The organism is Microbacterium sp. 05N427 (assembly GCF_056397105.1).
In genome coordinates, this window is the sequence record NZ_JBFTMT010000008.1 from 81810 (window position 1) to 92688 (window position 10879).

Here is a 10879-nt window from a genome sequence, read left to right on the forward strand (position 1 = left end):
CGTGAGCGACTCATCCGTCTGGCGACCGCTCGATCCGACGGACCGGGCCATCATCGACTGCCTCCGCGAGGACGGCAGGATGCCGAGCAGCGTCATCGCTCAGCGGCTCAGTCTGTCGGACCGGACGGTTCGCCGGCGAATACGGGACCTGCAGAAGTATCGCGGTCTGAAGGTCGTGCCTGTCATCGATCCCGACAGCGTCGGGCTGTCGACGTGCATCTATGTCGGCATCTCGGTCGACCGCGACCATCTGCAGGCGGTCGCCGATGCCATTCGCAAGATGCCTGAAGTGCGCTATCTCGCGCACACCACCGGGCAGTGGGATCTGTTGGCCGAGGCTTTCGTCGGCTCCAGGGAACATCTCGCCGATTTCATCCTCGGCACGATCGGCCAGCTCCCCGGCATTCGAAAGTCGGAGACGTTCAACGTCCTGCGGATCGCCAAGTTCGGCTACGAATGGGACATACCGCAGATCGTCGCATCCCCGGCGTCGTCGGTGAGCATCGCACATCCGGCGGAACGGTAGAGCCGCGTTCGGGCGACACTCCTGCAACGGGGCTTCGGGGCCTAGACGCCGACGGGGCGGGCTTCCTGCCGCACGTCCTCGTGCAGGTGCGCGATGCGCAGTGCTCCGTCCGCGCCGCGCCGGAGCACGGCGGTATTGCGGGAGAGCTCGGGGGAGACCGCAGCACCGTGCGCGTCCGTCCCATCCACCCGCAGCCACCAGGTCGCGACGAGGATGCCGCCGACGTCGCGCACGCGAAGGTCGTCGATGGTCAGCGAGGTCTCCGTCCAGGCCGGCGTGCTCGGCTCGGCCGCGGCCTCGACGCGTCGGCCGCGGAGCGCGGCGAGCTCCTCGAGCCCCGTCACCAGGGCGTCGGAGGCGGAGTCGAAGATCGTCACGTCCTCCGCGAGGCGGGAGTCGATCGCGGCGGGGTCGCCGCGCAGATAGTCGTCGTACATCCCCGCCAGCAGGCGATGTGCGTCGTCGTGGGGCAGGGAGCGGGTGGTCGGATCCATCGCCGCGAGGCTATCAGCTTGCGCGGCGGGCCCCGCCTGTCAAGCCGTTGACCCTCGCCGACCGCGGGGGTAGACAGGAGATTCCTACGGCGCGGTACGGAGGAGAGATCCATGCGAGTGACAGCAGCGATGCAGTCCCTGATCCGGACGATCGGGAAGACCAAGGGACTCGATCCCGCGGCGGAGAAACTGAGCGGCTGGGTCGGCGCGGCCACCCGCCCCACGATGGTGAAGAACGCCCTCTCCGGATCCTGGCTGGGCCATCAGGTCCATCCGATGCTCACGGACCTGCCGATCGGCGCCTGGGGCGCGGCCACGGTGCTCGATCTCACCGGGGCGGATCCGGCCGCGTCGCGGCGTCTCGTCGGCCTCGGCATCCTCGCGTCTGCGCCGACGGCGGCCGCGGGCGCCTCCGACTGGTCGTCCCTGTACGGGCCGGCCAAGCGGGTCGGCCTGATCCACGCCGCCGCGAACGCGACGGCCTCCGTGCTGCAGATCACCTCCTGGTTGGTGCGGCGCCGCGGGCACCATGGCGCCGGTGCCGCGCTCAGTCTGCTGGGGCTGAGCCTCACTCTTGGCTCGTCGTATCTCGGCGGGCACCTCTCGTTCGTCCGCGGCGCGGGCGTGAACCACACGGCGTTCCAGGGCGCGGTGCGACGCTGGACGGACGTGGGGGCGGACGCCGACCTCGCCGAAGGCGCACGATCGCGCGTCCTGGTGGGCGACGTCCCCGTGCTGCTCATCCGGCTCAACAGCACCCTGCACGCGATCTCGGCCGTCTGCAGCCACGAGGGCGGCCCGCTCGACGAGGGAAAGCTCGGGGCGGACGGCTGCGTCACCTGCCCGTGGCACGGCAGCAGGTTCCGCATCGATGACGGCTCGGTGCAGCGAGGACCGGCGAGCGTGCCGCAGCCCCGCTGGGAGGCGAAGGTCGAGGGCGGGCGGATCCTGCTCCGCTCGGCCTGAGGACCGGGTATCAGGTCCGTGGTCGCGCCCCGGTTATCCACACCCCGCTCACGGCGGTCGCGCCGATCTCCTACCGTCGGGGCATGGATCCTGTTGCGGTGGTCGTGGTGCTGGTGCACCTCGTTCTGCTCGGGATCGGGATCCGGCTGATCGCCGTCGACATTGCCGTGCACCGGCTCCCGGACCGGATCGTGCTTCCGACGCTCGCCTGCGGGCTCCTGCTCGCGCTCGCCGACGCCGCGTTCGCGAGCGGAGGTGCGCGGCTGCTCGGAGCGCTCTGGGGGATGCTGATCCTCGGCGGCTTCTATGCGCTGCTGCGGGCGCTGAGCCACGACAGCATGGGCGGCGGCGACGTGAAGCTCGCCGCCCTCATCGGGCTGGTGCTGGGCTGGCACGGCTGGCAGGCGCTCCTGGTGGGCGCGGTGTCCGCGTTCGTGCTGGGAGCTGCGCAGGCGCTCTGGCTCATCGCGCTCCGCCGGGCTACCGGCTCGACGCACATCGCCTTCGGGCCGTGGATGATCATCGGCAGCGCGCTCGGCGTCGCGGTCGTGTGACCCGCCGGCGCGAGGATCCCGGAGCCGGCGACGGGGGCGAGGAACGCCGCACCGGGATCGCGTCCTGTGCGCGGGCAGGGGATTAGGGTGAGCACATGGCACTCGCACGGCTTCACGGCGGCCCGCTGGACGGGCAGATCCTCCCCCTCGCCGCGGAGGACGACAAGCTGATCCTTCCCTACAGCGAGACCCAGGTGGTCTACAACCGCAGGGGCGAGCCGAAGAACACCGGCCCCCATGACGGGCCCACCGAGGTGGACTACTGGTACGAGGAGTCCCTCGAGGACATCGTCCCCACCGATGACTGAACCGTCGCGCACGCTCGAGGTCGAGCGCAAGTACGACGTCGACGGTGACACACCGCTGCCCGCCTGGGATGCGATCCCCGGCGTCGACGCGGTGACGGAGGGCGAGCCCCGCGCTCTGGACGCCCGGTACTTCGACACCGTCGATGGCGACCTCGCACGGGCGGGTGTGGCGCTGCGGCGCCGCACCGGCGGTCCGGACGAGGGGTGGCATGTGAAGGGCCCGCGCAACCGGGACGGGCGCCTCGAGCTGGGCTGGCCGCTCAGTGAGGGCGACGAGCTGCCGTCCGCGGTGGCCGAGATCGTCGCGCAGTGGACGACGCATCCGGTCTTCCCGCTCGCCCGCATCGAGAACGCCCGCACCGCCTATCTGCTCACCGGGCCCTCCGGCGTGGTCGCCGAATTCGTGGACGATCACGTCCGCGGCACGGATCTGCGCCGCGGCGGACAGCGGGAATGGCGCGAGTGGGAGATGGAGCTGGGGCCGGCGGCCCCGGCGGACGACGCGGGCCGGGAAGCCTTCTTCCGGGCCGTCGAGCAGGCGGTCATCGCCGCCGGAGGTCGCGAGTCGCTCTCCGGATCCAAACTCGGGCGCGCACTCGGATTCTGAACGGGCCGGATCCGCGAACCTGGCAGAGGCTGAGGAGGATCCGCAAGCCCCTTCCTGCCGCGCAGGCGGCATGCTTGAGTGGCACCATGAGCCCGGTGATGCTGAGGTCCCTGCAGACGGTGGTGCCGGACACGATCCTGCATCAGGCCGACGTGCGCGACGTGTTCGCCGCGCAGCCGGGCCTCTCCCGGCTGGCGCGGCGCATCGTGACCGCCTCGTTCGACGGATCCGGCATCGACACCCGCCGCACCGTGCTCGGCGAACTCACGCTCGAGGCGACCGGTGCGGAGCCGGTCTTCTTCGACCACGCGACGGGGGAGCTGCTGTCCCCGGCCACCGGAGTCCGCAACGACGTCTATGTCCGTGAGGCCGGCCGGTTGTTCGTCGCCGCGGCCCGCGCCGCCCTCGACGCCGACCCTGAGGTCGAGCCCGCCGACATCACACACGTGATCACGGTCTCCTGCACGGGCTTCCACGCCCCGGGTCCGGAGTACGAGATCGTGCGCGCGCTGGGCCTCTCCGACTCCGTGCAGCGCTATCACCTCGGCTTCATGGGCTGCTACGCCTCGATGCCGGCGCTGCGCGCGGCGAGCCAGTTCTGCGCCGCGAATCAGGACGCGGTGGTGCTGGTGGTCAGCGTCGAGCTCTGCACCCTGCACCTGCGCTCCTCGGAGGATCCGGACGTGATCGTCGCCTCCTCGCTGTTCGCCGACGGCGCGGCAGCCGGCATCGTCACCGCGCGGCCGTCCGCGGCCGCCGGCCTGCGCCTCGACCGGTTCCACACCGCGATCGCCCCGCAGGGTCAGAAGGACATGGCGTGGACGATCGGCGACCACGGTTTCGAGATGACCCTCTCCACCGCGGTGCCGCAGATCATCGGAGAGACCATCGTCGATGCGCTGCGCCCGCTGTACGCGGGGGAGCTGGGGGCGCCCTTCGAGGACGGCAGGATCGGTGAGGAGGTGCAGCACTGGGCGATCCACCCCGGTGGCCGGAGCATCCTCGACCGGGTGCAGGACCGACTGTCCCTCAGCGACGTGCAGCTGCATCCCGCGAGGGAGACGCTGCGGCTGCACGGGAACATGTCCAGCGCGACGATCCTGTTCGTGCTGCGACGAATACTGGAGGAGGAGGGCGCCCGCGACGGAGAGCGCGTCTCGGCGATGGCGTTCGGGCCGGGCCTGACCGCGGAGAGCGCGCTGATGACGGTCGTCGGCGCGGAGGGCGATGGGCGCTGACCTGTCCGCCCGCGCCGTCGAGGTGCGCGAGCTGATGGACGACCCCGCCGCGGATCCGGAGGCGCTGGAGCGCACCTACCGGCGCTTCGGAGCGGTGAACGCCGTGGTCTCCCGCCCCGGCGCGCTGTACCGCAGCGACATCCGGCCCCGGGCGAGGGCGGGGCGGGTGCGGATCCTCGACGTGGGCGCCGGCGGCGGCGACCTCTGCCGCGCGCTCGCCGCGAAGCTCGCCAGGGACGGGCTCCCGTCGGAGATCACCGCGTTGGACGCCGACGAACGCGCCACGGCCTGGGCCGCCGCTCACGACGGCGGGGCGGGAGCGACCTACCGGTGCGCCCTCGTCGCCGATCTGGTCCGGGCGGGCGAGGTCTACGACATCGTGCTGTCCAACCACGTGCTGCACCACCTCGGTTCTGACGAGCTGCAGGACATGCTCGCCGACACCGCGCGTCTCGCGGGAGAAGCCGGACTCGTGGTGCATCGCGACATCGCGCGCAGCCGCGCCGCATACGCCCTGTTCGCCCTGGGAACGTGGCCGTTCTCCGGCAACCTGCTGGCCGGATCCTTCATCCGCGCCGACGGACTGACCAGCATCCGCCGGTCGTACACCGCCGCAGAGCTCGCGGCCGTCGCGCCGGCGGGATGGACCGTGCGGCGCGGGATGCCCTCCCGGCTGGAGCTGCGCCGGGAGCCGGGGCGATGAGCGATCCTGAGCAGCAACTGGTCAGCACCACACTGCTCGACCATGATGTCGTGATCGTCGGTGCGGGACCCGTCGGGCTGCTGCTGGCCTGCCTGCTCGCCCAGGACGGCATCGACGTCGTGGTCTGCGAACGCCGCCGTGACGATGATCCGCGCAGTCGTGCGATCGGCGTCCACGCGCCGGGGCTGCAGATGCTCGACCGTGTCGGGGTGGGAGCGGCGGCGCGTGCCGCGTCGCTCGCGCTGGAGGGCGGCGACGTGCTCTGCCGGGGGCGGGTCCTCGCATCGCTCAGCTTCTCCGAGCTCCGGCCGGTGCGCGTGCTCCCGCAGCAGCGCACGCACGCCCTGCTGCGAGAGCGGCTGCAGGCGCTGTCCGCCGGCGCCCTGCGTCCGGGGTGCCGTGTGCGCGCGGTCCGGGACGAGGGGGAGTTCGTGCGGCTCGCCGTGGACCGGCCCGCCGGCCGGCAGGAGGTCACCGCGGCGTTCGTCGTGCTCGCGGACGGCGTGCACAGCACCCTGCGCCGGGAGCTCGGCCTCGGATGGCGCCGCCGCCGCGGCCGTGCCGCGTACACGATGGCGGACGTGCCCGACCCCGACCCCGGGGTGCGCGCCCAGCTGCATTGCGAACCCGGGGGAATCGTCGAGGCGTTCCCCTTGCCCGGCGGCATGCGGCGCTGGGTGCTGCGGGGGAGCGGCGGGCATACCGGGGCCGAGTTCCGTGCGGCGATCGCGGAGCGGATCGGGAAGGATCCGGCGTTCGGCGACGAGGTCCGGCCGACGGGCTTCGTCGCGGCCCAGCATCTCAGCCGCACGGCCGTCCGCGGACGGGTGGCGCTGCTCGGCGACGCCGCGCACGAGATCAGCCCGATCGGCGGGCAGGGCATGAACCTGGGCTGGGTGAACGCGGGCCGCTTGGCCGCGGCGCTGCGCTCGGCGCTGGTCGAGGGCGATGCGGATCTCGGCGTCTATGCGCGCGGGGCCTTGCGCGCCGCCAGAGCGGCACAGAGGCGCAGCGCCTTCTACATGACGATGGGCGCCCCGGCGCAGGGGGTTCCGCTCGCGGCGAGGGAGGCGCTCATCCGGGTCCTGGGGTCAGGGCCGCTCCGTCCGTGGGCCGCCGGACTGGTGACGATGCGCGGCCTCTGACCGACCGAGGTGGGGACGACAGAGGGCCGGCCACGCAGGAAGCGTGACCGGCCCTCTGTGCGATCGGATCCGATCAGAGGTTGATCATGTGACCCGCGAGCCCGTGGAACGCCTCCTGCAGCGCCTCGGACAGGGTCGGGTGCGTGTGCACGTTGCGGGCGGCCTCGAGAGCGGTCAGGTCCCACTTCTGCGCAAGGGTCAGTTCGGGCAGGAGCTCGGACACGTCAGGGCCGATCAGGTGGCCGCCGATGAGCTCGAGGTGCTCGGCGTCGGCGATGAGCTTGACGAAGCCCACCGGCTCGCCCAGGCCGTTCGCCTTGCCGTTCGCGCTGAACGGGAACTTCGCGACCTTGATCTCGCGGCCCTCGGCCCTGGCCTGCTCCTCGGTGAGGCCGAAGCTGGCGACCTGCGGCTGGCAGAACGTCGCGCGCGGCATCATCCGGTAGTCGCCCAGCGTCATGGTCTCGGCCTTGCCGATGGTCTCGGCGGCGACGACCGCCTGCGCCTCGGCGACGTGCGCGAGCTGCAGCTTGGCGGTGACGTCGCCGATCGCGTAGATGCCCTCGACGTTGGTGCGCATGTGGTCGTCGATGTCGATCGCGCCGCGGTCGGTGAGCGCGACGCCGGTGTTCTCCAGGCCGAAGCCGTTCACGTTCGGGGCGAAGCCGACGGACATGAGGACCTTGCCGGCGGTGATCTCGCCGGGCTGGCCGTCACGCGTCTCGTACGTGACGTGCACGGAGGAGCCGTTGTCGGTGACGGTCTTGACCGCGGTCGAGGTGAGGATCTCGACGCCGAGCTTCTTGTACTGCTTCTGGATCTCCTTGGAGACCTCGACGTCCTCGTTGGGCAGTGCCCGGTCGAGGAACTCGATGATGGTGACCTTGACGCCGTAGTTGGTCAGCACGTAGCCGAACTCCATGCCGATCGCGCCGGCTCCGACGATGACGATCGACTCGGGAAGGTCGCGGCTGAGGATCTGCTCCTCGAAGGTGACGACGTTGTCGCTCAGCTGCACGCCCGGCAGCAGGCGGACCGTGGATCCGGTGGCGATGATGGCGTTGTCGAACGTGACCTCTTCGGTCGTGCCGTCGGACTTCGCCACGGAGATGGCCTTCGGAGACGTGAAGGTGCCGCGGCCGTCGTACTCGACGACCTTGTTCTTCTTCATCAGGAAGTGGATGCCCTTGACGTGGGTGTCGGCCACCTTGCGGCTGCGGTCGAACGCCGCGCCGAAGTCGAAGTGCACGTCGCCCGAGATGCCGAAGAACTCGGCCTTGTGGGTGAACGTGTGCGCGATCTCCGCGTTCTTCAGGAGCGACTTGGAGGGGATGCAGCCCACGTTGAGGCACACACCGCCCCAGTACTTCTCCTCGATGATCGCGGTGGAAAGACCGAGCTGGGCGCTGCGAACGGCGGCGACGTAACCGCCGGGGCCAGCGCCGAGGATGACGACGTCGTAGTGTGGCATGCTCCCAGCCTATCGCCCGCGCGGACGACCCCGGGCGGACGATACAGCGCGGATCCGGCTCCCGGGCGCCGCGCGCTTCCGATAGGCTGGAACGCCAGAGGAGGGGGAGAACAGTGACTGAGAACGACGTTCCCGAAGGCGCCGTCCGCCGCGGCGGTGAGCCCATGCACGACACGACGCAGACGTTCGGCCACGACTCCGACCTGTCGTTCGTCCCGTTCGGCGCGGAGCTGACCGAGGTCGAGCAGGCGGCGATCGCCGCGCTGCCCTCCGGTTCGGCGCTGCTGCTGGTCCGCTCCGGCGCGCTCGCCGGCGCCCGGTACCTGCTCGACACGGCGGTGACCACGGTCGGCCGTCATCCCGAGGCGGACATCTTCTTCGACGACGTGACGGTCTCCCGTCGCCATGCCGAAGTCATCCGCACCGGCACGGCTTTCGAGGTCGTCGACCAGCGCTCGCTGAACGGCACCTACGTCAACGGCGAGCGGGTCGACCGCAGTGCGCTGCGCAACGGCTACGAGGTACGCGTCGGCAAGTTCCGGCTGAACTTCTTCGCTTCGCCCGTGGATCTCGCGCAGGCGAACGACTGATGGCGGCATCGGCCGCCRAGCGTTCCGCCCCTTCCGGGCTGCTGAGCATCGGCCAGGTGCTCGCGCGCCTCACGCCGGAGTTCCCCGACGTGAGAGCCTCCAAGCTCCGCTTCCTGGAGGAGAAGGGCATCGTGAACCCGGTGCGCACCGCCTCCGGGTACCGCAAGTTCTCCGCCGCCGATCTGGAGCGGATCCGCATCGCCCTCACGCTGCAGCGCGACCAGTATCTGCCGCTCAAGGTCATCCGTGAGCACCTCGACGCGCTCGAGGAATCCGGCGGTGCGCCGGAGCTGCCCGCGTCCATCATGCAGGGGCCGCGCCGGTACCGTCGCGACGAGCTCGTCCACGCCGCCGGCGCCTCGCACGCACTGCTCAGCGACGCGGTGTCCAGTGGCATGCTGCCGGCGGCCGAGACCTACCCCGAGTCCGCGGTGTCGCTGCTGCGCGCCCTGGCCGCCCTGGACGGCCACGGCATCGGGCCGCGCCACCTGCGGCCGCTGCGGCAGAGCGCAGAGCGCGACATCGCCCTGGTGCAGTCGGCGCTGTCGGCGCTGCTGCGCCGCACCGACACTCCGTCACGGGCGCGGGCCAGCGAGATGGCCCCCGAACTGGCATCGCGTCTTGACGAAGTGCGTTCGCTCCTCGTCAAAGACGGCATCGGCCGGCTGCTGTCGTAACGAACTGATTGCGACACACCCCCGACTCGGGGCGGATGTCGTTGTCGGGGATGCCGCGCTGTTCTAGCGTGGAGTCATCGACTTTCAGGTAGTGGTTGAAGGATGCTGTTCCTTCAGGATGAGGAGGATGCGATGAGCGCCGAGGAACGGGGCGATGCACCGTCGTTCGGAGACGATCTCCTCTTCACCGACGGGCTTCCCGCGATGGACGACGAGGTCGGCTACCGCGGAGCCGTGGCGGCCCGTGCGGCCGGCATCACCTATCGTCAACTGGATTACTGGGCACGGACCGAGCTGGTCGTCCCGACCGTCCGCGGGGCGAACGGGTCCGGATCCCAGCGCCTCTACGGCTTCCGTGACATCCTCGTGCTCAAGCTCGTCAAGGAGCTGCTGAACACGGGTATCTCGCTGCAGCAGATCCGCACCGCCGTCGACCAGCTCAGGGCCGCGGGCATCCGCGACCTCGCCGGCACCACGCTCATGAGCGACGGCGCCTCGGTCTACCTGTGCACCTCGAACGACGAGGTGATCGACCTGCTCAGCCGCGGCCAGGGCGTCTTCGGCATCGCGGTGGGCAAGGTGTTCCACGAGGTCGAGGCCACGCTCGTCGAGTTCGACGCGCTCACGCCGGAGCCGATGGACGACCTCTCCGCACGCCGCTCCCGTCGCACCGCCTGACCGCGCCGCGCGGTAACGGAAAGAGCCGGCCCCTCGGGGACCGGCTCTCGTCGTATCCGGACTCTTCCGAGCCGCGGAGTCCGCTCAGATGCGGGTGTCGTCGGGGAGCGCGATGCGCCCGGTGCGGATCACCCGATCCAGCAGCGTGTCGAAGTCGGCCGCGAGCTCCTGCGCGGAGTCGCCGGGCCAGATGTGCAGCGGCTTCGCAGCGCCCTGGGCCTGCTGCAGCGAGGTGCGCTCCGGCAACTGCGGCGAGAGCACGAGCGGGCCGAACATGTCGCGGAGCTCCTTGATGCGGAACTGATGCTCGATGGACTGCGGGCGCACGCGGTTGACCACGATGCCGAGCGGCTGGAGCCGGGGGGAGAGACCGCGGCGGATCTCCTCGATCGCGCGCAGGGCGCGGTCGGCGGCGGCCACGGAGAACAGTCCGGGCTCGGTCACGACCATGACCCGGTCGCTCGCGGCCCATGCGGTGCGCGTGAGCGCGTTCAGCGACGGGGCGCAGTCGATCAGCACGAGGTCGTAGTCGGCCTCGACGGCGGCCAGCGCCTCCTCGAGCTTCCACACGTCGCGCACGCTCGGGTGCGGGCCGTCGAAGTTGATCGCGGACGGGCTGCCGATGAGCACGTCGATCGTCCCCGGGTGCACCTTCGCCCAGCCCGAGGACGTGATCGCCTGTCGGACCACCTTCTCCTTCGGGTTCGCCAGGACATCGGCGACATTCAGGCGCCCGGCGACCTGGATGTCCATGCCGGTGGAGACGTCGGACTGCGGGTCGAGGTCGACCACGAGGGTCCGGACGCCGCGGGCGAACGCTGCGGAGGCGAGGCCGAGGGTCACGGTGGTCTTGCCGACACCGCCCTTGAGGGAACTGACGCTGAGTACGTGCACGGAGACCACGTTACCTTCCTCTAGGCTG

14 protein-coding genes are annotated in these 10879 nt (G+C 70.9%); 11 read left to right on the forward strand and 3 right to left on the reverse strand.

The window, feature by feature from the left end:
- The first annotated feature begins 1 nt into the window (after nucleotide 1).
- The gene (locus AC1DG4_RS10110) at nucleotides 2-526 is read left to right on the forward strand and encodes an Lrp/AsnC family transcriptional regulator (RefSeq protein ID WP_477381939.1); all 525 of its coding nucleotides are present in this window, start codon (nucleotides 2-4) and stop codon (nucleotides 524-526) included.
- 41 nt (nucleotides 527-567) lie between these two features.
- On the opposite strand, the gene AC1DG4_RS10115 is transcribed toward AC1DG4_RS10110, so the two are convergent.
- Nucleotides 568-1020, reverse strand: coding sequence for a YybH family protein (locus tag AC1DG4_RS10115; protein ID WP_477381938.1), 453 nt, complete (start codon nucleotides 1018-1020; stop codon nucleotides 568-570).
- 111 nt (nucleotides 1021-1131) lie between these two features.
- Between AC1DG4_RS10115 and AC1DG4_RS10120 the strand changes: the two genes are divergently transcribed.
- From AC1DG4_RS10120 to AC1DG4_RS10150, 7 genes are all read left to right on the forward strand, one after another.
- Complete coding sequence (locus AC1DG4_RS10120; protein WP_477381937.1) at nucleotides 1132-1986, forward strand: Rieske (2Fe-2S) protein; 855 nt, start codon at nucleotides 1132-1134, stop codon at nucleotides 1984-1986.
- Between the two features lie 83 nt (nucleotides 1987-2069).
- Nucleotides 2070-2540 carry a prepilin peptidase gene (locus AC1DG4_RS10125; RefSeq protein ID WP_477381936.1) on the forward strand — a complete coding sequence of 157 codons (471 nt, stop codon included), beginning with the start codon at nucleotides 2070-2072 and terminating at the stop codon, nucleotides 2538-2540.
- Nucleotides 2541-2635: 95 nt separating this feature from the next.
- Nucleotides 2636-2848, forward strand: a complete 213-nt coding sequence (locus AC1DG4_RS10130) for a response regulator (protein ID WP_292721628.1) — start codon at nucleotides 2636-2638, stop codon at nucleotides 2846-2848.
- Nucleotides 2841-3455: a CYTH domain-containing protein gene (locus AC1DG4_RS10135; RefSeq protein WP_477381935.1), complete on the forward strand. Its 615-nt coding sequence runs from the start codon at nucleotides 2841-2843 to the stop codon at nucleotides 3453-3455. The genes AC1DG4_RS10130 and AC1DG4_RS10135 overlap by 8 nt, the downstream gene beginning before the upstream one ends.
- An 86-nt stretch (nucleotides 3456-3541) precedes the next feature.
- Entirely contained in the window at nucleotides 3542-4693 is a 1152-nt protein-coding gene (locus AC1DG4_RS10140) for a type III polyketide synthase (protein WP_477381934.1), read from the forward strand.
- Entirely contained in the window at nucleotides 4683-5396 is a 714-nt protein-coding gene (locus AC1DG4_RS10145) for a methyltransferase domain-containing protein (RefSeq protein WP_477381933.1), read from the forward strand. Before AC1DG4_RS10140 ends, AC1DG4_RS10145 begins: the two co-directional genes overlap by 11 nt.
- The gene (locus AC1DG4_RS10150) at nucleotides 5393-6541 is read left to right on the forward strand and encodes an FAD-dependent oxidoreductase (RefSeq protein WP_477381932.1); all 1149 of its coding nucleotides are present in this window, start codon (nucleotides 5393-5395) and stop codon (nucleotides 6539-6541) included. The genes AC1DG4_RS10145 and AC1DG4_RS10150 overlap by 4 nt, the downstream gene beginning before the upstream one ends.
- A 73-nt stretch (nucleotides 6542-6614) precedes the next feature.
- Here the strand turns inward: AC1DG4_RS10150 and lpdA are convergent, their stop codons facing one another.
- Complete coding sequence (gene lpdA / locus AC1DG4_RS10155) at nucleotides 6615-8012, reverse strand: dihydrolipoyl dehydrogenase (RefSeq protein WP_477381931.1); 1398 nt, start codon at nucleotides 8010-8012, stop codon at nucleotides 6615-6617.
- A gap of 164 nt (nucleotides 8013-8176) precedes the next feature.
- Here lpdA and AC1DG4_RS10160 point away from each other — a divergent pair, with 164 nt between their 5' ends.
- The 3 genes from AC1DG4_RS10160 (at nucleotide 8177) to AC1DG4_RS10170 (ending at nucleotide 9957) form a co-directional block, all read left to right on the forward strand.
- The gene (locus AC1DG4_RS10160) at nucleotides 8177-8602 is read left to right on the forward strand and encodes an FHA domain-containing protein (RefSeq protein WP_477382015.1); all 426 of its coding nucleotides are present in this window, start codon (nucleotides 8177-8179) and stop codon (nucleotides 8600-8602) included.
- A complete protein-coding gene (ftsR, locus tag AC1DG4_RS10165; protein ID WP_477421214.1) occupies nucleotides 8602-9279 on the forward strand; it encodes a transcriptional regulator FtsR in 678 nt (225 codons plus the stop codon). Before AC1DG4_RS10160 ends, ftsR begins: the two co-directional genes overlap by 1 nt.
- 132 nt (nucleotides 9280-9411) lie before the next feature.
- On the forward strand, nucleotides 9412-9957 hold the full coding sequence (locus AC1DG4_RS10170) for a MerR family transcriptional regulator (protein WP_477381929.1): 546 nt from the start codon (nucleotides 9412-9414) through the stop codon (nucleotides 9955-9957).
- Nucleotides 9958-10041: 84 nt separating this feature from the next.
- On the opposite strand, the gene AC1DG4_RS10175 is transcribed toward AC1DG4_RS10170, so the two are convergent.
- Nucleotides 10042-10851 carry a ParA family protein gene (locus AC1DG4_RS10175; RefSeq protein ID WP_477382014.1) on the reverse strand — a complete coding sequence of 270 codons (810 nt, stop codon included), beginning with the start codon at nucleotides 10849-10851 and terminating at the stop codon, nucleotides 10042-10044.
- Nucleotides 10852-10879 lie beyond the last annotated feature (28 nt).